Raw genomic sequence first — 18,894 nt, 5'->3', positions numbered from 1 at the left:
CGTTCGCGCAAAACAAGGCACGATAGTCGTCGTGGCAACCCCACTGTCACAGAAATTATCGTGTCTCACTTAAGGGGTGCAGTCCAGCACTGTCACCGTAATTCCACGGTCACCGTAATCCACCTCTCGTCCGGGTTGATCAAGCCCAGATCGCTCGGCTGATCTCGCTAATTCTTGAAGACATCTCCTGTGACGAGGACCAGATCACATCGGAACTCGTCAGAGGTCTTGCCGCCTGCATCTTCAATCCGGTGGTAGCAGGTGTTGTTGCCGAACGGCCTGTTCTCAAATTTACCATTCTTGTCCTGCACGATCTCGGCTCGGATCTTCCCGCCCAGCATGTTGAACAGGACGTGTGCCTTATCGCCTTTGCAGGCAAGAATGATGGCGTCACCGCCGTCTTCCAGGCCCCCGGCGCTCACGGCTTCTTTCAGGCAGTCGTTGATGCTTGCGACGATCAGATCCTTCGATCCGACTTCAGCGGCGGCGGACACACTCGGCAGAGCGAGACAGATGAACATTATGAACTTCTTCATGACGACGGCTCTCCGGGCCGGATTGAACGATTGATCGCCTCACCCTAACCACTTGGGACGATGAGGAATGCCTGCTTTGACAGCCGAGAAACTGGGCGCAAGTCAGGCAGACAACGCAAGAGCTCGTCCAAATCTCGGCGTGCGACATCGGCCGAAGTCCCGTGCCCATTTTTTGGCGCGGCATTGGCAATTTCATTGAGAACCTGCACCCTGATCGCGCCACTGAACCGTTCCGACCGACATGGCCGAGAGGCTGAAGGCCCTGGAACGGGAGAACCGTGAGCTTCGGCAGGCCAATGAGATCCTACGCAAGGCAAGCGCCTATTTTGCGACGGCGGAGCTCGACCGCCGGTCCAAGCCATGATCGCCTTCATCGACGATCACCGTGGGACATATGGGGTCGAGCCGATCTGCAAGGTCTTGCCGATCGCCCCTTCGACCTACCACGCCCATGAGGCCAAGCGGCGCGATCCGACCAAGCTGTCGGCGCGCGCTAAGCAGGACGCCGGGCTGAAGATTGATCTGGTACGAAATCATCGACGGAGCACCAATCGTCTGATTGCGGCCTATCCGCGTTATTTTAGGCTGAAGTAGAGCCTATGCTGACGATACGTCTGGTCGTTCTGCTTTCTTTAGCGCGGAGCTATTCCCATTTTGTTTGAGTGCAGGTCTAGATTGGCGCCAGCTTTGATCAGGCCGCAGCCAACTTCAGTGAGGGCGCGAAATACTTGCGCTTCTCGAGACCCATGATCTCAAGGCTGCCTACGCCCTCACTCCTACCCGATCGTTCCCGGCGGCTTGCTCGTCACGTCATAAACCACCCGGTTCATGCCCTTCACCTCATTGATGATGCGCGTCGCGACGCTACCCAGAAACGTCATGTCGAACGGATAGAAGTCCACGGTCGTGCTATCGGTCGGGGTCGCTGCGCGTCGGCCAACGCAGTGGTCACACGTTCGGCTGCTGCTCAGCGCTCGATCAGTCTTCCCAAGTGACCCAAGACGTGCCAGGTTAGCATAAAACAACCAGGAGGACACACTCTATGCGCCTTGAGCCAGCACTCTCGCGTTCAATGCCCGCAACAGAACCACTGAACATCGGCGGCGACTGGAAAAATGAGCTCCGGTCAGAGATGCACCTAGATCAGAATGGGGCAACTCTCACGGGGCACTACAAGAGTTATAAGAACGACGCCGGCCAGATTGCGGCGGAAGGTCCCTTGGTCGGCTGGGTGAGCGGCAAGCTTGTGACCTTCTCCGTGAATTGGAACGGACTAGACTCGATCACGTCGTGGGTCGGGCAGCATATTGAAGACCAGGACGGGCCGCGGCTGGTGACACTATGGCAGATGACGAAAGCTGTTCCCGACGGCAGCGAATGGGAATCCATCAACGCCGGAGCCGACACATTCTGGCGGGTCTAACGACCCGCTGCCGCCCCCTACTCCCACTCGATTGTCTCGTGCTAGATTAAGGCGTTGATCTTGAAGGCTTTTGCGCAGGTATCGTTTCAGGGCGCCGATCGCGAGACCGACGATTTGGTTTGATCTTGATTCCACAGGAATATCTTGTGCGCTCATGCCGAGCGCCCGTTCGGCAACTATCGGCTGCTATTGCCTACACGGCAATGAGCAACTTCTAACCTTGGTGCCAGCAGCTCATGAATGAGAGCTGAGCGGGAACGACAATTCAACTCCGAAAGCAGCGCGTCGGCCAGGCGATATCAGGAAAAGGCTGCAGAGGCGCATGATGCTCAAGTCGCCTCATTACGGGGACGTGCAACCATATCATCTCGAGTTGCCCAAATACGAGCACTGTCCGCTACTCGAGCAGCCCCGAGTCGTTCGTCAATTGCAAACTTCCCAAGTTGATCCCGTGTTGCACGCGATATAGCAGCGAGCCGGCGGGGATCCGAAGCGGCGCGACTACGCCAGCGAGCCAGTTACGTGCGTTGGCCGGGCGGCGGGTGGGGAAGGCCACCCCACCCTGGACAACGACAACAGTCCTCCTAACCACTGCCGCGTCCCCACTTCAGGCAACAACCCGTGGCCGACTTTCACAAGCCGCGAAGTGTGACCAAGTCGTTCTCATGCCTCCAGGCTTCGAGAGGTCACATCGAGCCATGCCTGGAGCGAGCTCAAGAGCATGAGAGCCCTCAAACATTCCCGCCGGCGACATTCCTGCCCACGAGCCAGCCGAAGACCAGCGCCGGACCCAACGTGATTCCGGGCCCGGGATAGGCCCCTTCCATGATCGAGGCCATGTCGTTGCCACAGGCGAACAGGCCAGGAATGGATGAGCCATCCGCGCGCAACACCCGCCCGCGCGCATCGGTGACGAGGCCCGCAGACATGCCGAGATCGGCCGGATAAACCGCGACGGCATGGAAAGGCGGCTCCAGGATCGGCGCGACGCAGGGATTGGGATGCTGATCGGCGTCGCCGAGCGCACGCTGATAGATGTTGCCGCCGCGGCCGAAGGCGGGATCCTCGCCGCGCACCGCACCGGCGTTGAACTGGTAGACGGTTGCAGTCAGCGCCTGCGCCGGGACGCCGATCGTCTCCGCGAGCGCGTCCAGACTGTCGGCACGCTTGAGATAGCCGGCAGCGACATCACGCGCGACACTGCGCGTGAACGGCTTGATCTTGCCGAGGCCGTATCTCCACAGGAAGCGGCGATCGCAGATCAGCCAGGCAGGAACAGCCGTCGCGTGCCTGAGCTGCGCGCGCACGAACTCATGGTAGGACACCGCCTCGTTGACGAAGCGGCGGCCGGTGCCATCGACCGCGATCAGGCCGGGCTTGGCGCGGTCGGTGACCGTGTGCGGGAAGACGCCACGGCTGCCGTCGGCCCGTGTGAAGGTCGACGCCGGCACCCAGAACGCGCCCGCTTTCGTCGGCGCCGACAGGCACGCGCCCAGGGCCATGGCCAGCCGCGCACCGCGTGGTGCGGCGCCGGGGTCGACGGTGGCCGACAGCAGGCCGGCGGCCTCAGGCACATAGCAGCGGCGCAGCTCGGCATCATGCGACAGCCCGCCGGTCGCGAGCACCACGCCGCGCCTTGCGGTGATCCAGGAGCGGCCGGAGCGATCGATAATTTCGAGCCTCGAGACCCTGCCCTGCGCGTCGGCCTCAAGCTGCTGGACGGAGGTGCCGGTGCGTATCACGACGCCACGATCGAGTGCCGAGCGCAGTAACCGCGCCGCCAGCGCGTTGCCGAGATAAAGCGTCGTGCCGCGCCGCGCCGTGAGCCGCTGCAGGCCATAGCGCACGAGCAGCCTGGCCGCATGCAGGGTCGAGCGCAACGATCGGCCGGCACGGCGCAGATGCGGGATATCCTGGCGGCTGATCATCATGCCGCCGAACAGCATGAACTCCGGCAGCGGATCGCGCAGCAGCGCAAAGGCGTCGCCGAGGCCGCGCGCATCGAATGGCAGCGGCTCCAGCACCCTGCCTCCCGCGGTGGCACCGGGCAGGTCGGGATAATAATCCGGATAGGTCGGCACCGGCTGCAGCCGCAGCGCAGTGCGGACCTCGAGATCGCGCAAGGCTTCGTCGCCAAATGCAAGGAATGTCTCGAGCCGCGTGCGGTCCTGCCCCGGCACGGTCCGGTCCAAATACGTGCGCGCCGCCTCCAGCGTATCCGCCCGCCCCTCCGCGGCCGCCTTGTGATTGGCAGGAATCCAGACCATGCCGCCGGAGATGGCGGTGGTGCCGCCGACGAATTCGGCCTGCTCCAGCAGCAGCACCGAGCAGCCGTCAGCCGCGGCGATGGTTGCCGCCGTCATGCCGCCCGCGCCGGCTCCGACGACGACGACATCGAACGTCTCGCCGGCGTGCAGCGCCGCCGTCATGCTCACACCATGCCGCCATTGGGCTGCACGATCTGGCCCTGGATCCAGGAGGCCTCGCCGGAGGCCAGGAAGCGCACCACCTCCGCAATCTCGCCCGGCTTGCCGATGCGGTTGAACGGGCTCAACGCCGCCATGCGCTGCTTGGCCTCCTCGGTCTTGCCGGCATTGAAAAGATCGGTGTCGACGGGACCGGGCGCCACCGCATTGACGCGAACACCGCGCGCCGAGAGCTCCTTCGCCATCGACCGCACCAGGCTTTCGACCGCTGCCTTGGTCGCCGCATAGGGCCCGGTGCCCGGCACCGCGTGGCGGACCAGCGATGTCGTGATCGCGACGATGGCGCCGCCGTCGCGCACGCGCCGCGCTGCCTCCGCCAGCACGTTGAAGGCACCCAGGACGTTGACCTCCATCAGCAGCCGAAAGTCCTCCGGCCTGAAGCTCGCGAGCGGGCCTGCCGGCACGTTGATGCCGGCGTTGGCAATGACGGCCTGCGGCGCAGCACCGAGGTCGGCGGCAACTTGAGCGAAGACCTGCGCGACCGACGCGGCATCGCGAATGTCGACCTTGTATTGTCTGCCGGGCCCTCCGTCCGACGGGTGGTGGGTGGCGTAGGTCGAGGCCACCTGCCAGCCGGCGACGGCAAACGCCCGCGCGCAGGCGGCGCCGATGCCGCGGGAGCCGCCGAAGATGAGAACGATCGGAGAAGAAGTGGTCATTTTCGATTCCTTGATGGAGATGGTATCTTCGCCATCGCGGCCCGCGTCGCTTCGATCGTCGCCTCGATGCCTTTTTGCAGATCGTAGCGCGGCTGGTAGCCGAGCTCCGCTTTGGCGCGGCCGATATCGAGCGCGCCCTTGACGGCGCTCAGCACGCGGCCGCCATGATGATAGGGACCGGTGTCGCCGACCGTGATCCTCGCACCGGGAATGGCGCGATTGACGGCGTCGGCCGTGTCGCGCAGCGTCGGTGCCACACCGGTCGCAACATTATAGGCGTCGAAGCTGTGATGCGGCTTGTCGAGCGCGAGCAGCACGCCAGCCACGGTATCGTCGATATAAACCTGATCAACCGCGAGATTGCCGCCGTCCTCCTGATGGAATGGCTCGCCGCGCAATGCGGCTTCGATGAAGGTGCGGGGCATGCGCAGGCGCGGCAGATGCGGTCCGTAGACCCAGCAGGTCCGCACATTGATGCATTCGAGACCGTGATCGCGCGAATAGACGCGACCATAGTGCTCGGCTGCGAGCTTGGTCACGCCGTAGACGCTGGCCGGCTTCTGCGGGTGCTCCTCGTCGATCACGGCGGATTGGAAGTCGCCATAGGTCTCCTCGGTCGAGATCTGCACGACGCGCCTGACGCCGGAGAGCCGCATCGCCTCGAACAGGTTGATCGCGCCCTCGACATTGACCCGCAGCGCCTTCAACGGAATGTCAGCGGCCTGAACCACACCGACCACCGCAGCGGCATGAATGACTGCATCGGGACGGAATGTCTGGAACGCCCGCAGCACTTCATGCCATTCGCCGAGATCGATCGCAGCGTTGACGAGTAGCTGTTGTTGCGAGGCGAGTGCGGCCATGGCCGGCGAGACCACCAGGTCGATGGCGATGACGCGATCGCCGCGCGCGAGCAGCGCCTGCGCGATGGCCGTGCCGAGCCAGCCGCAGGCGCCGGTGACCAGAATGGTCTTGCTCGTGGTCATGCCCGGCCCCTCACCGCGGCGCCGGCTCCTCGTCGGTCGGCGGGCTGGTGATCACGAGGAACAGCAGCGGGTCGTTGCCGGTGCAGTGGAATTCGTGCACCACGCCCGGCGGAATGTAGGTGACGTCGTTGGCGCGGACCAGCCGGCGCTCGCCATCGAGGATCAGGATGCCCTCGCCCGACAGCACGTGATAGATCTGCTCCTGCACCTTGTGGGAATGGCTCTCGACATGCGCGCCGGGCTCGTAGGAGGAGATGCGATAGTCGAAGAAGCGGCTGCCTGTGGTATCCGGTGTCACGATCGCCTTGGACAGCGCCTGATTGTAGTGGCCTGGATACTGGGTCCAGAAGATCTCGGCGAGATTGCGCGTCACCGCCTTCTTCTCTGTCGCCGCATTCGCGTAGGCGTTCGGTCCGGGAACGACGATGGTCATGTCTCATCTCCTCAGGAAGGTTCAGATTTGGCCGGCCAGCAGATGCCGATGGTCACGAACTCGCAGCTGCTCATGACCCGTTTGCCGCGCGTTGCACTGCATCAGCGGTCTGAGTGATGCCAAGCAAACGCCCTTGCAGCTCGTGATCGGCCGCGAGCGCGGCAGCATCGCCGACATGGGCCACGCGCCCATTCACCAGCACATAGGCGCGGTCCGCCATCGCCAGCACGCTCTCGGCATGATGCTCCACGATGACGAGGCTCGCGCGCGACCTCAATTTGGACACGGCGTCGCGGACCTCCTGCACCACGGCGGGCGCCAAGCCCTCGAACGGCTCGTCGAGCAGAATCAACCGGCTCGGCACCATCAACGCGCGCGCAATCGCCACCATCTGCCGCTCGCCGCCGGAGAGATTTTCGGCACGCGCCTTGTGCAGGATGCGCAGCTTCGGGAACAGATCGAACACGTCGTCGAGCGACGCGCCGCCGGCGCGGCTCGCGAGCTTGAGATTCTCCTGCACGGTCAGGTTCGGAAACAGACGGCGTCCTTCCGGCACCAGCGAAATGCCGAGCCGGTTGATCTCGTCCGGCCGTAGCCGGTTGAGCTGCCTGCCGTCGAACGTGATGCGACCGCCGCTCGCCGGCACCGTGCCCGTGATGGCCCGCAGCGCGGTGGTCTTGCCGACGCCGTTGCGCCCTAGCAGCGCCACCACTTCGCCAGGCCGCACGGCCAGGTCGAGCCCGTCGAGCACGGTGCCACCGCCGTAGCCGGCGCGCACGCCCTCGAGCCTGAGCAGCGGCTCGGCGGCGGCGCTGCCGGGAAGCGGCGTCACATTGGTCGCTCGCGACGGAGCCGCCGCGACTTGGCCATGGGCTGTGCCGAGATAGGCCGTGACAACTTCGGGATGGGCCGCCACCTCCGCCGGCTCGCCGTCGGCGATCAGCCGCCCCTGATGCAAAACCGTGATGCGGTCGGACATGGCCAGCACGCGGTCGATGTCATGCTCGATCAACAGCACGGCGTGGGACTTCGCCAGCCGCATGATCAACTCGCCTACGATCTTGCGGTCCGACTCCGCCAGACCAGCCAGCGGCTCGTCGAGCAGAAGGAGCTTGGCATCGATCGCGAGCGACACCGCGATCTCCAAGAGCCGCTTCTCACCATGCGCCAGCGCGGAGCAAAGCTCGGCGGCTCGATCGGCGAGGCCTACGGCATCGAGCAGCGACCACACCTTCGCGTTTGCAGCCGCATCGTCATAGGCATCGCGCCAAAGACCCGTCCATTGCCGGTTGGCAGCCTGCACCGCGATACGCACGTTCTCGAACGCGGTGAGGTTGGGAAAGACGCTCAGGATCTGGAACGAGCGGGCGATGCCGAGCCGCGCGCGCTTGTACGGCGACAACTGATCGATGGGCATGCCCTCGAACAGGATGGTGCCGGCGTTGGCCCGGAGCACACCGGTCAGCAGATTGAACAACGTGGTCTTGCCGGCGCCGTTGGGGCCGATCAGGCTGTGCAGTCCGGTCCGGCTCATCTCGAAGGACACGTCGTTCTGGGTCACGATCGAGCCGAAATGCTTGGACAGGTTGCGGATCGCAAGAATTGGCACCTCTGAGGCCGTCGCCGCAGCCTGGCGTGCACGATCCGGCGCGTAAGGAACGATGTCGCGCGGCCGCGATGGAATGACATTGCGCGTCAGGGTCCAGCGGCTGCGGCCGGCGATGCGCTGGAAGATGCCGTGAATGCCCTCATCTGACAGCAGCGCGAAGGCGATGATGATGGGGGCGAAGACCAGCCACCAATTCTCCGTGATGGCGCTGAGCCGGTCCTCCAAAACGATGAAGACGATGGCGCCCCACAACGGCCCCAGGAAATGATGTACGCCGCCCAGCGCCGCCATCAGCACCGGATCGCCGGCATGCTCCCAGTTCAGATTGTTGGCGTAGACGCCCTGCAGCAGCAGCGCCATCAAACCTCCGGCGACGCCGATGCCGCCGCCGGCAATGACGAGCGCAATCAGCTTGGTGCGGTAGGTGTCGAAACCCAGGCTTGCGACCCGCTGCTCATTGTCGCGCAACGCCTGCATCAGTCGGCCGAACGGCGCATGCGCCAGCCGCCACATCATCCACAACGACCCGATCACCACGACGAGCGTGAACCCGTGGAAGGCAAGCGCGGAGCGAAACAGCGGACGCGCGACGTTCTGCAGGCCGTTCTCGCCTCCGGTCACCGAGGTCCATTTGAACGCAATCTCGAACGCGATCTGGGAGCACGCCAGCGTCAGCAGCGAAAAGTAGAGTCCGCGCCGGCGAAGGATGATGGCGCCGACGATCAGCGCCAGCAGCAGCGAAAATGCCACCGCGATCGCCAGGCCGGTGATTTCATTGGCGGCCGGCATGAAGCCCAGGCCGATTGCCAGCGCATAGCTCGCACAGCCGAAGAAAAAAGAGGCGCCGAACGGCACCAGGCCGAGATAGCCGATCAGAAAGTTCACCTCCGCGCCGTAGAGCGTGTAGATCGCGATCTGGGTCACGCGATGGATCGGCATGCCCACAGCGAGCGCGATGCCGGAGGCGAGCGCCAGTATCGCGACCGCCACGAGCACCGGGTGACTTGCGAGCCGCTGCAGCACGGGCTTGGCCGTCGTCATTCGAAACGCTCCCAGCGCTCGCCGAATAGTCCGCGCGGCCGCAGCAGCATGATCGCGAACATCAAGGCATACATCGATGCGGCGGCCGCCTCTGGCCAGAACTGAATGGTCAGCGAGGTGACGATTCCAACCGCGAGTCCGGCGACCACTGCGCCCCGAAAGGAGCCGAGCCCTCCGATGGCCACGATCACGAACGCTGGCATCACCGCATTGGCAGCCATTGACGGCGACACCGTCCACAGCGGCGCGGCCAGCACCCCAGCGATCGCCGCCAGCATGCAGCCGAGCCCGAACACCGCGGTGAGCACCCGCGGCAGATTGATGCCGAGCAACTCCACCATCTCCGGGTCCCGGCTGCCGGCACGCAGGATCCGGCCATAGGGTGTGAACGCCAGGAAGCCCCATAGGCCGAGCAAGGTCGCGGTTGTCGCGCCGAGCACGGCCACGCGATATTTGGTGATCAGGAGAGGACCAACTTCAACGATCCCTGCAAAGGCCGGCGGCGGATTGAACGGCTTGCCGTCGGCGCCCCATGCATAGCGGATCACCGCTTCGATCAGCAGCGCCAGCGCAAAGGTCACGATCAGGCTGAGCAACGGCTCCTTGCCGTAGAGGCGGCGGATGATCGTCACCTCCACAGCCATGCCGATCAGCCCGACCACCGGCGGCGCCAGGATCACGGCGCTCCAGCCAAATAGCTGGAACAGCTGCCAGGCCACGTAGGCCCCCAGCGCGAAGAAGGCGCCATGCGCGAAATTGATGACGCCGAGCAGGCCGAAGGTGATCGACAGACCTACGGCGATCAGCACGTAGATGAAGCCGAGCACGAGTCCATTGGCCGCCTGGGAGACGAGAGTGTCGAGCATCGTTCGAGCCTGTCGGTGCGCTGCAGGAACCGGGGTCGCCCCGCCTCACAGCGACGGCAGGCTGCAGCCGATATCCTCCTTGGTACCGAACGCCTTCGCCGTCTCCTCGGCGGTCGCCGAGGTGTTCTTCAGCACGTCGAAATAGTCGAACTTGTCGGTGATCTGCTTCTTGATCTGGACGATGACGGCCGGACGCACCAGCTGGTGATCCCAGTCGCGGAAGAAGAACGGAAACTCGCCTTCGGTGTTCTTCCACTGCTCGAGATGCGCCACGAGCTGAGCGGCCTCGGTCGATCTCGCCGCCTCGATCGATTCCAACAGCGCCCGCATGCCGATCCAGCCCGACCACGTCTTGTCCGATGGTGGCTGATTGTACTTCTTCTTGAAATCCTCGATCAGCTTCTGCTCGGCGGCGGTATTCTTCGGATTGTTGTAGTACCACGGCTTGATGTAGATGCCGGTCGAGGCCTGCGGCCCGACGTCCCAGAAGTCGGTGTCCGTGACGGCGACCGCCGCATAGGGGATCTTGTCCTTCATCCCCATCTCGTTCCACTGCTTCAGGAAGTTGGAGAAGTCGCCGCCCACCAGGCCGCCGACGATCACGTCCGGTTTGGCCTGGCGGATCTTGAGGATGTAGGAGCTGTAGTCCGCGGTGTTGATCGGCACCTCGTCGACCCCGACCTCGGTAGCGCCGACCTGCTTCAGCATCGCGCGCGAGGCGCGCAGGATGTCCTGGCCGAAGGCATATGACGCCGTGATGAAATAGACCTTCTTGCCGATGCTGGAGACGTAGGGCATCAGGCCGGCCATCTGAACCGGCACGGTCGCCTGGGTGCGGAACGTGTACTTGCTGCAGCTCTTGCCGGTGATCTCGCTGGCCGCGGCGCCGGTCAGGATCAGCGGCACCTTCTCGCGATTGGCAACGCTCATCATGGCGAGCGCCGAGGACGAGTAGTTGCCGCCGACCACGGCGACCACCTTGCTCTCGTCGACAAGCCGCTGCATGTTCTGCTGCGACACCTGGGGATTGGGCTCGTCGAGCCAGACCAGCTCGATCGGGCGACCCAGCACCTTGCTGCCGGCCTGCTCGACCGCAAGCGCGCTGCCGCGTTGCAGGTACTCACCGATCGAGGCGCCCGGCCCCTGCTTGGCATAGATCATGCCGATGCGGACGGGCCCATCGGACTGGGCTCGCGCGGGACCGCCGACGCCGAGCACGGATGCGGCAGCCACGCCGGCCGACGCGCGCATGAAAGATCGCCGGTTCAGATCACGCTTGAACATGGTGCTCCTCCCTCTCGATGTTGTTATCTTTGTTTTGTATCGTCAGTCGCGCTTGTAAGGCTTGCCGAACACCGGCTCCTTGAATGGGATCGGCGGCAGCTCCCAGGTGCCCGTCGATGGCGGGCGCACCTCGGCGTCGACATGCAGATCGATCACGCAGGGGCGGCGGTTCTTGATCGCGGTCTCGACTGCACCGCGCAGGTCGGCGCTGCGGGCCACCGTCACGCCGTCAGCGCCGCAGGCGCGCGCCCAGGCGGCAAAGTCGGGGTTGTAGCGATCCCCGCCGGGCCCCTGATTGCCGCGATAGAACGCGGTGCCGAGCTCGCGGCCCTCGAACAGGCCATACTGCAAATCGCGGATCGCGCTCCAGGCGAAGTTGTTCCAGACGATCCAGACGCACGGCAGGTCATATTCGACGGCAGTGGCGACGACATATGGCGCCATCATGAAGCCGCCGTCGCCGACCACCGCGACGCAGGGACGGTCGGGCGCGGCCAGCTGCGCGCCGAGCACGCCGCAGACGCCGAACCCCATCGACGAAAAACCCCAGCTGTTCATCATGCTCTGCGGCCGCTTCGGCTGCCAGAACTGCATGAACCAGTTGTGATGCACGCCGGAGTCGAGCGACAGGATGACGTCGTCCGGCAGCACGTCCTGCAGGGCGCCGACGACATATTCCGGCCGGATCGGCGTGGTGTCGGCGCTGAAGTGCGGCCGCACGAACGCCTCCCACTCCGCCTTCCAGGTCCCGATCTGGTCGCGCCACGCCGCGAAATTTTCGCGGCGGATCGCGGGGCGACGCTCCAGCGCCGCGAGCAGTTGCCCGGCGAAGGTCTTGGCGTCGGCGATGATGCCGAGCGTCGGCGGATAGTTGCGGCCGAGCTCCGCCGGATCGATGTCGACCTGCAGCAGCCTGGTCGACGGGAAATTCCAGGAATAGCCCTGGTGCCAGCTCGACGACGAGCGATCGTCGAAACGCGTTCCGATGCAGAGCACGAGATCGGCATGACGGCCGGCCTGGTTGGCGGGATAAGCGCCGTTGCGGCCGATGAAGCCGAGCGTCAGTGGATCATCCGACGGCACGCAGCCCATGCCATTAGGCGAGGTGATGACCGGAATGCCGTAGCGGCTCTGCAACGCACTGATCTCAGGGCCGGCTTCCGAGAGGGTCGTGCCCTGCCCGATGAAGAACACCGGCCGCCTGGCGGCTTCGATCAGATCGAGCGCCTTGGTGACGTCGGCCTCGCTCGCGCTCGGCCGGTGACTGCCGTGAACATGCGACAGCGGCGGCAGCACGACGTCGGCCTCCTCCTGAAAAACATTGTACGGAATATCGAGATTGACCGGGCCGGGACGTCCCGTGACCATGGTGTCGAAGGCTTGGCGCAGCGCCAGCGGCAGCATGTCGACGCGGCTTGGCTGGAACGAACGCTTCACCACCGGGCGCAGCACCTGGGCAAAATCAGCCTGGTTGTGCGCGTACAATTCCTGGAACGGTGCGCGATTGGCCTGCGACGTCGGAACATTGGCGGTGATAGCAAGGAAGCTCGAGGAGTCCGACAACGCAGTCGCGAGCGACATCACCATGTTGGCCGAGCCCGGCCCGGTCGACGTCAGGGTCGCGACCGGACTGTGCTTGACGCGGAAATAGGCGTCGGCCATGTGACCGGCGCATTGCTCGTGGCGGGGCGACACCAGCTTGACGCGATCACGGACCTGGTAGAGCGCGTCAAGGATGCCGACGTTGCCGTGGCCGCAGATGCCGATCACGAAAGGCACCTTCTGCTTGACGAGATATTCGGCGATGACTTCGCCGCCCTTCATCTTGGTCATGGTCAGATCCTTGTCAGGTGACGGTCCGCGTCATGCGAGGATCGTCACGATACGCTCTTCGCTCATTTCGCGGATGGCGTAATGCGGCCCTTCGCGGCCGAACCCGGAATCCTTGGAGCCGCCATACGGCATGAGGTCCACGCGGGAGCTCGGAGTCTCGTTGATGTGAACGCCACCGACTTGCAATTGCCGCGCGGCCTGCAGAGCCTCGTCCAAGCGCTTTGTGAAAATGCCCGTGGCAAGCCCATAGGGTGTGTCGTTGACGCGCGCGATCGCCTCGTCCAGCACGTCGAAGGGCGCGATGCACATCACGGGTCCGAACACTTCTTGGCAGCCGAGCGGCGTCGCCTTGTCGACATTCGTGAGCAGTGTCGGAGGAATCACGGCGCCCGCCCGCGCGCCACCGACCAGACGCCGCGCGCCGTTCTGCTCAGCCAGCGCGATCCAGGCCTCGATGCGCTGAGCCGCGGCCTCGCTGACGACCGGCCCAACAACGGTGTCGTCCTCGCCGGGGTCTCCGTAGGGCAGCCCGGCAACGAGCTCTGAAAGTCTCTGCTCCACCTGCCCGATCAGCGAACGCTGCACCAGCAACACCTGGATCGATGTGCAGACCTGGCCGGCCTTGCGGAAGCCGGCGTTGACGACCTTCGGCAGTGCAATATCGAGGTCGGCGTCCTCGCAGATCAGGCAGTGCGAGATCGAGCCGAGCTCCATCTGGGTTCGGCGTAGTCCCGCCTTGCTTTGGATGATGCGGCCAATTTCTGTGCTGCCGGTGAAAGCGAAGAACTTCACGGCAGCTTCGCTCATCAGCCAATCGGCAACCTCGCTATCGCCATGGACTACCGACATCAGGCCCGATGGCAGACCGGCTGCGATCAGGCACTCGGCCATGATGCAGGACGTCATCGGCGTATGCAGCGACGGTTTCAGCACCACGGCGTTACCAGCCGCCAGTGCAGGCGCAACCTTGTGCGCCACCGTATTGAGCGGAGCATTGAACGGCGTAATCGCGGCCACGACGCCGAGCGGCACACGGATGGTGAAACCGATACGGCCTTTCTGGCCAGCTGCTCCCTCCATCGGCACCATCTCGCCGGCAAGCCGCCGCGCCTCTTCGGCGGAGAGCCTGAATGTCGTCGCACAGCGCTGGAGTTCGCCCATTGCATCGCGGCGTGGAAAGCCCGCCTCCTGGCGCAGCACCTCCACCAGCTCCGACACACGCTTCTCTAGTTCGACCGCAGCGCGATCGAGGATGAGGCCGCGATCATAGGGCGTCAGCACATTGGCTTGGAACGCCCGCTCCGCGGCGATCATGCAGCTGCGGACCTGCTCGCGCGACGGCAGATGCGCGGACATGGCGGGCTGCAGGCGAAATTTGTCGAGCACGGCGACGGTGTGCGTACCGTTCACCCATTCGCCGGCGATCAAGAGGCGGCACGATGGCAGTTCGGCCGACGCCTGTCTCTGAACCGCAGCGTCCGCCATCGTCTGGTTCCTCCCAAAGGGGTCTTACGCCTGTTACCCTCGTCCTTAGAGAGAAATTGACATTAGCAAAAATACTGTTTTGGATTAGTTGCTATAAGCTGAGCATATAGCTCGGCGGAAACGTCTCGTTCTTCCCCGGCAGTGCGGTGCCCGCCCATGGATTTGCGTCAGTTGCGCTATTTCGCCCAGATCGTCGAGAGCGGCAGTTTGTCGAAGGCGTCGCGCTGCCTGTTCGTTGCGCAGCCCGCCTTGAGCCAGCAGATCGCAAAGCTCGAGGAGGAAGTGGGCAGGCCCTTGCTGCAGCGCTCCTCGCGCGGCGTGATCCCGACCGAGAACGGCCTTGCGCTCTACCATCACGCCCGTTTCATGCTGCGGCAGCTCGACCATGCGCTGTCGATTGCCCGCCAGGATTCGGCAGAGGTGAGCGGCATGGTGTCGGTCGGCTTACCCGCAACGACCGTGCTCGCGATCGGGCTGCCACTCACCAAGTGCATCCGCGCCAAATATCCCGGTATCCTTCTCAATGTCGTCGAGGGAATGAGCGGCCACATCGCTCACATGATGCGGCTTGGCCAGCTCGACCTGGCCATCCTGTTCAACAACGACGTGTCGTCCAAGCTCGACGCGATTCCGCTGCTCGACGAGGAACTGTTCGTGCTTCTCCCTGCCGACAGCCCGCTGGTGCCGCGCCACCGTTGCAGCATCACAGTTGCAGAAGTTGCAAAGCTGCCCCTGATCCTGCCGACGGGAACTCATGGCCTGCGCCGGCGTGTAGCTGCAGAGTTCGAGCGGCGCAACATCACGCCGAATGTGGTCGCCGAGATCGATTCGCTCTCGCTGGTGATGAGCTGCGTCGGTGAGGGCATCGGAGTCACCATCAAGCCGATGTCGGCGCTGCAGGCAGGAGGACGAAGCAGCGAGGACTGGCGCGCCCTGCCCATCTCGGACGCCCGGATCACGCGACGCAACTATGTCTATTCAATCAAGCCAGACCTGCTGGCGCCTGCAGCCCTCGCCGTCGCCAAGGAGCTCCAGGATACGGCGCGAACGCTCGTCACATCCGGACAATGGCGCGGCGTCAGCCTGGTCGACGACTCCATGTCTTCCGCGATCCCGCCGGCGGCCTAGCGCACGCGCCGACCGTCTGACCGGCGGATCGCGACGGCATCGCGATCCGCCCCCGGCCCGGTCTCGTCTACTTCAGCGCCGCCTGCCCGGCCAGAGATACGACGTTGTCCTGGGCGCCCGACCCACCACTCACACCGACGGCACCGATGATCTTGCCGTCCACCATCAGCGGATTGCCGCCCCGCGATGCGATCACGTCATCGAGCGTGGCGAGATAGGCGAAATACGCGCCTTTGCCGAGCAGCGTCTCGAACACCAGCGTGGGGCGTCGATAACGTGCCGCCGTGCGCGCCTTGTGCTGAGACAGGCCGACCGACGCATATTGGCAATTGTCCTGCTTTTCGAAATAGACCAGATCGCCGCTCGGATTGACCACGGAGATGCAGAAGGCGTTCCAGTTGCGCTTCGTCGTCTCGGCAACGGCCGCAGCAGCCACCTTCTTGGCCATCTCCAGGCTGATCGGCTCGCCATAAGGCGGCGGATTCAGTGCATCCGCGACCGCGTCGTTGGGGTTGTCGGTGTTCGATGTCTGGGCGAGGCTGCTCGATAAGTGCAAAGCTGCGACGCATGCGATGATGCTCAAAATGGTCCGATAGTACATGTCTTCCTCCCGACCCTGTTGCTTTCTCCGTGCTCGTCGGCCAGCCTGGCCGCCTTGTTTTACTCGACGAGGCGTGTCGTTCTCTGCCTCCGTTGGCGCGCGCTCCGCGCCGGCGGCACCCGGCGCGTCTCTACGCTTCATTCCGACCGCCGCGCTTCCAAGCTGCCGATATCTTCGGGCTGCCCTGTTTGCATCTCCAACGGTGTCATACGCAGCAGGTCAGCGCCGCTCGTCTCGGGCAAAGCCATCGCGGCGATGAAAGCAAGTCCATAGGCGGCGAGCGCGCAAAGGCCCATCGACAAGCCAAGAGGATGCGACGCAGCAAGCACGCCCACGGTCGCAGGCACGACCGAGCCAAACCCACGCCCGCCGCCGAGGCAGAAGCCCTGCCCGCTCGCACGAATCTCGGTCGGAAACAATTCGGCAAAGGTCGGCAACATTCCTGATGCCAACCCACCCTGGAACGCGCCCAGAAAGAAGCTGAGCAGGATCGTCGTGTTGGCGCCGATCGGAGCAAGCAGGTAGATGCTCGCGTTCACGGCCTGGCATAGCAGGAAGATCATGAATGCGGGACGCCGGCCCGTGCGATCCGAAAGCCAGCCATAGAGCAAGGGTCCGACCAACGAACCCAGGATGTTCATGGCAAGATAGCCTGCACTGCTCCCCACCGTCAGGTTGAGGACGGTGCGCAGATAGGTCGGCAGCCACGTGATCATCACATAGGCACCGCCGAAAATGCCGGTGGCCATCGTGACCGCCGCCACGGTACGCCGCACATGGGCCCTGGTGAAGATCGTCCAGGCCGGCAGTCCGGCTGTCTTGTCCGCGCGGCTTTGACGATAAAGCCCGGACTCCGGCACAAGGCGGCGAATGAAGAACACGAGAAAGGCCGGCGCGATCCCGACCGCAAAGAACACGCGCCAGCCAAGCTCTTCAGGAAACAGCGATGAAATCACGGGGAGCAGCGCGACGGAAATCGCATAACCCACCGCGTAGCTGCTCTGCACCGACGCGGCCACCCGGCCGCGCAGCGCGGGCCTGACGACCTCGCTGATCAGGACGCCACCCACGGCCGCCTCACCGCCGTAGCCGAGGCCCTGGAGAAAACGCACGATCAGCAAGAAGTTGAAGCCCGTCGCAAAAGCCGATGCGAGCGTGAACAGGGCGACCCAGAGGATCGTCAGTTGCAGGACCTTGATGCGGCCGATGCGATCGGCAAGGATCCCTCCGCCCCAGCCACCGACGGCTGCACCGACGAGGGCTGCGGTCGCGAGATAGCCGGCTTCAGGGCGCGTCAGTCCGATTGTTGCAATCAGCGCCGGGATGACCAGCGCATAGATCGTCGAATCCAACGAATCGAGACCAAAGCCCGCGAAGCAAGCCCAATACGTCCGGCGTTCGACCTCGTCGAGTTCGGAATACCAGCCCAGTTTCATGATCATTCACTTTCAGGCCAGGACGCGAACCAGATGCGCTTCTTCGTTGGCCGGGAGAACAAGCGCGAGTGCAGTACAATCGGGTGGCCGCATGGACCATGCAGGCGCACTTTCTGCGCGGGCCTGCCGGTCGTGCCCATCATGATTGCCGACAGCTTCATCGCCCGCCAATTGGAGATAGACGGAATTCCAGGACAGCCAAAATACGATTTGGCGTTGGCGCTCATAAGCGAAAGATATGGCTTGGCCGGAGCTCACCGCGGCATCACGGGGCGACCTTGGCGGTGACAAATCCACTTTGATTGAGCGCTCGGCGTACTGTGCCATTCGCCTTGGCATCTGCAAGAAATCCGGCCGCCCACTCCCGCGCCGTCACTTTGCCCTTCGGGACGACCACGACGACGCCCATTGATTGGATGACCTCGTTCAAGACCCGGCTGCCCGGCAGGCGCCGCGATAGCTCCTCCAATGCTTCCATGCCCATGGCGAGGGCGTCGAGCCGACTCTGACCGATCAAGTCAGCGGCCGCTTCGGGTTTGACGAATTTCGTAACGCTGGCACTTTTCATGCTCGCCTCGACCGTTCTGGACGTCGAGGTGCCTTCGATGCAGCCAACCCGGATTCCCGGACGGTCGATCTCGGCAACGGAGGTGATGTCCGAGCCGGCGCGAATGAGATACCCGCTCATATAGGCGACATAAGCGGGTCCCTGATCGACGAACTGCTCTCGCTTCCGATCCGCAGGCATGAAGGACAGATCCCACGCGCCTTTGCTGCCGGCGGCCGCGATTTCGTCCGAGCTCTGATATTCTACGAGCTCGAGCGGCACATTGAGCTTGCCTGCGGCCGCCTTGGCCAGTTCGACTGTCACGCCGACAGGCCTGCCTGTCGCCGGATCGCGTGTCGTCCAGAACGCCGAGGCGGCCGGCCCGACCGCAACAGCGACGCGCAACACGCCGGTCGGAGCGATCTCGCGCGCATCCTGCGCAGCTGCTCCCGCCATCATGGCCGAGAAGCCCAGGCAAAGACTTGCGATGGCACAACAAAGCGATGCAAGCGGACCGGTCGATTTCATGCGTGGTCTGGCG

15 protein-coding genes, 2 pseudogenes and 1 other annotated feature are annotated in these 18,894 nt (G+C 64.1%); of the genes and pseudogenes, 3 read left to right on the top strand and 14 right to left on the bottom strand.

Annotated elements, in window-relative coordinates; translation table 11 throughout:
* Positions 1 to 167 precede the first annotated feature (167 nt).
* Positions 168 to 536: a hypothetical protein gene (locus tag QX126_RS32410; RefSeq protein WP_315739234.1), complete on the bottom strand. Its 369-nt coding sequence runs from the start codon at positions 534 to 536 to the stop codon at positions 168 to 170.
* Between the two features lie 235 nt (positions 537 to 771).
* Here QX126_RS32410 and QX126_RS32405 point away from each other — a divergent pair.
* Positions 772 to 1,067 (top strand): annotated as a pseudogene (locus tag QX126_RS32405) (IS3 family transposase); the annotation flags it as partial.
* Positions 855 to 971 (top strand) — a sequence feature (AL1L pseudoknot). (Overlaps the previous pseudogene by 117 nt.)
* 245 nt (positions 1,068 to 1,312) lie before the next feature.
* Here the strand turns inward: QX126_RS32405 and QX126_RS32400 are convergent.
* Positions 1,313 to 1,495, bottom strand: a pseudogene (locus QX126_RS32400) (GMP synthase (glutamine-hydrolyzing)); the annotation flags it as partial.
* Positions 1,496 to 1,578: 83 nt separating this feature from the next.
* Between QX126_RS32400 and QX126_RS32395 the strand changes: the two are divergent.
* Complete coding sequence (locus tag QX126_RS32395) at positions 1,579 to 1,959, top strand: avidin/streptavidin family protein (protein WP_315786501.1); 381 nt, start codon at positions 1,579 to 1,581, stop codon at positions 1,957 to 1,959.
* 731 nt (positions 1,960 to 2,690) lie between these two features.
* On the opposite strand, the gene QX126_RS32390 is transcribed toward QX126_RS32395, so the two are convergent.
* The 9 genes from QX126_RS32390 to QX126_RS32350 form a co-directional block, all read right to left on the bottom strand.
* Positions 2,691 to 4,388, bottom strand: coding sequence for an FAD-dependent oxidoreductase (locus QX126_RS32390; protein WP_315786500.1), 1,698 nt, complete (start codon positions 4,386 to 4,388; stop codon positions 2,691 to 2,693).
* A gap of 2 nt (positions 4,389 to 4,390) precedes the next feature.
* A complete protein-coding gene (locus QX126_RS32385; RefSeq protein WP_315776797.1) occupies positions 4,391 to 5,104 on the bottom strand; it encodes an SDR family oxidoreductase in 714 nt (237 codons plus the stop codon).
* Complete coding sequence (locus tag QX126_RS32380) at positions 5,101 to 6,090, bottom strand: NAD(P)-dependent oxidoreductase (protein WP_315786498.1); 990 nt, start codon at positions 6,088 to 6,090, stop codon at positions 5,101 to 5,103. The genes QX126_RS32385 and QX126_RS32380 overlap by 4 nt, the downstream gene beginning before the upstream one ends.
* 10 nt (positions 6,091 to 6,100) lie before the next feature.
* Entirely contained in the window at positions 6,101 to 6,523 is a 423-nt protein-coding gene (locus tag QX126_RS32375) for a cupin domain-containing protein (RefSeq protein ID WP_315739229.1), read from the bottom strand.
* Between the two features lie 70 nt (positions 6,524 to 6,593).
* Complete coding sequence (locus QX126_RS32370; protein ID WP_315739228.1) at positions 6,594 to 9,173, bottom strand: branched-chain amino acid ABC transporter ATP-binding protein/permease; 2,580 nt, start codon at positions 9,171 to 9,173, stop codon at positions 6,594 to 6,596.
* Positions 9,170 to 10,039: a branched-chain amino acid ABC transporter permease gene (locus QX126_RS32365; RefSeq protein WP_315739227.1), complete on the bottom strand. Its 870-nt coding sequence runs from the start codon at positions 10,037 to 10,039 to the stop codon at positions 9,170 to 9,172. The genes QX126_RS32370 and QX126_RS32365 overlap by 4 nt, the downstream gene beginning before the upstream one ends.
* A 45-nt stretch (positions 10,040 to 10,084) precedes the next feature.
* Positions 10,085 to 11,323 carry an ABC transporter substrate-binding protein gene (locus QX126_RS32360; RefSeq protein WP_315786496.1) on the bottom strand — a complete coding sequence of 413 codons (1,239 nt, stop codon included), beginning with the start codon at positions 11,321 to 11,323 and terminating at the stop codon, positions 10,085 to 10,087.
* A gap of 42 nt (positions 11,324 to 11,365) precedes the next feature.
* Positions 11,366 to 13,156 (bottom strand): thiamine pyrophosphate-binding protein, encoded by a 1,791-nt coding sequence (locus tag QX126_RS32355; protein ID WP_315786494.1) that lies wholly within the window; start codon positions 13,154 to 13,156, stop codon positions 11,366 to 11,368.
* 30 nt (positions 13,157 to 13,186) lie between these two features.
* Positions 13,187 to 14,641 (bottom strand): aldehyde dehydrogenase family protein, encoded by a 1,455-nt coding sequence (locus QX126_RS32350; protein WP_315786492.1) that lies wholly within the window; start codon positions 14,639 to 14,641, stop codon positions 13,187 to 13,189.
* 156 nt (positions 14,642 to 14,797) lie between these two features.
* On the opposite strand from QX126_RS32350, the gene QX126_RS32345 reads away from it, so the two are divergent.
* Positions 14,798 to 15,769 (top strand): LysR substrate-binding domain-containing protein, encoded by a 972-nt coding sequence (locus QX126_RS32345; RefSeq protein WP_315739223.1) that lies wholly within the window; start codon positions 14,798 to 14,800, stop codon positions 15,767 to 15,769.
* A gap of 67 nt (positions 15,770 to 15,836) precedes the next feature.
* On the opposite strand, the gene QX126_RS32340 is transcribed toward QX126_RS32345, so the two are convergent.
* The 3 genes from QX126_RS32340 to QX126_RS32330 form a co-directional block, all read right to left on the bottom strand.
* Complete coding sequence (locus QX126_RS32340) at positions 15,837 to 16,511, bottom strand: GlcG/HbpS family heme-binding protein (RefSeq protein ID WP_315786489.1); 675 nt, start codon at positions 16,509 to 16,511, stop codon at positions 15,837 to 15,839.
* A complete protein-coding gene (locus QX126_RS32335) occupies positions 16,508 to 17,812 on the bottom strand; it encodes an MFS transporter (protein WP_315786487.1) in 1,305 nt (434 codons plus the stop codon). Before QX126_RS32335 ends, QX126_RS32340 begins: the two co-directional genes overlap by 4 nt.
* Before the next feature lie 259 nt (positions 17,813 to 18,071).
* Positions 18,072 to 18,881 carry a transporter substrate-binding domain-containing protein gene (locus tag QX126_RS32330; protein WP_315786484.1) on the bottom strand — a complete coding sequence of 270 codons (810 nt, stop codon included), beginning with the start codon at positions 18,879 to 18,881 and terminating at the stop codon, positions 18,072 to 18,074.
* Positions 18,882 to 18,894 lie beyond the last annotated feature (13 nt).

This window comes from Bradyrhizobium sp. SZCCHNPS1003, assembly GCF_032381555.1.
Lineage (GTDB): Bacteria > Pseudomonadota > Alphaproteobacteria > Rhizobiales > Xanthobacteraceae > Bradyrhizobium.
Note: the sequence above shows the minus strand (reverse complement) of the source record. Positions and strands in the feature narration are given on the sequence as shown.

Bases quoted from the DNA above. Each gene is read 5' to 3' on its own strand.
- QX126_RS32350 (WP_315786492.1), bottom strand. From the start codon at position 14,641: ATGGCGGACGCTGCGGTTCAGAGACAGGCGTCGGCCGAACTGCCATCG.
- QX126_RS32330 (WP_315786484.1), bottom strand. From the start codon at position 18,881: ATGAAATCGACCGGTCCGCTTGCATCGCTTTGTTGTGCCATCGCAAGT.
- QX126_RS32380 (WP_315786498.1), bottom strand. From the start codon at position 6,090: ATGACCACGAGCAAGACCATTCTGGTCACCGGCGCCTGCGGCTGGCTC.
- QX126_RS32360 (WP_315786496.1), bottom strand. From the start codon at position 11,323: ATGTTCAAGCGTGATCTGAACCGGCGATCTTTCATGCGCGCGTCGGCC.
- QX126_RS32370 (WP_315739228.1), bottom strand. From the start codon at position 9,173: ATGACGACGGCCAAGCCCGTGCTGCAGCGGCTCGCAAGTCACCCGGTG.
- QX126_RS32385 (WP_315776797.1), bottom strand. From the start codon at position 5,104: ATGACCACTTCTTCTCCGATCGTTCTCATCTTCGGCGGCTCCCGCGGC.
- QX126_RS32345 (WP_315739223.1), top strand. From the start codon at position 14,798: ATGGATTTGCGTCAGTTGCGCTATTTCGCCCAGATCGTCGAGAGCGGC.
- QX126_RS32365 (WP_315739227.1), bottom strand. From the start codon at position 10,039: ATGCTCGACACTCTCGTCTCCCAGGCGGCCAATGGACTCGTGCTCGGC.
- QX126_RS32375 (WP_315739229.1), bottom strand. From the start codon at position 6,523: ATGACCATCGTCGTTCCCGGACCGAACGCCTACGCGAATGCGGCGACA.
- QX126_RS32410 (WP_315739234.1), bottom strand. From the start codon at position 536: ATGAAGAAGTTCATAATGTTCATCTGTCTCGCTCTGCCGAGTGTGTCC.
- QX126_RS32390 (WP_315786500.1), bottom strand. From the start codon at position 4,388: ATGACGGCGGCGCTGCACGCCGGCGAGACGTTCGATGTCGTCGTCGTC.
- QX126_RS32355 (WP_315786494.1), bottom strand. From the start codon at position 13,156: ATGACCAAGATGAAGGGCGGCGAAGTCATCGCCGAATATCTCGTCAAG.
- QX126_RS32335 (WP_315786487.1), bottom strand. From the start codon at position 17,812: ATGATCATGAAACTGGGCTGGTATTCCGAACTCGACGAGGTCGAACGC.
- QX126_RS32395 (WP_315786501.1), top strand. From the start codon at position 1,579: ATGCGCCTTGAGCCAGCACTCTCGCGTTCAATGCCCGCAACAGAACCA.
- QX126_RS32340 (WP_315786489.1), bottom strand. From the start codon at position 16,511: ATGAAGCGTAGAGACGCGCCGGGTGCCGCCGGCGCGGAGCGCGCGCCA.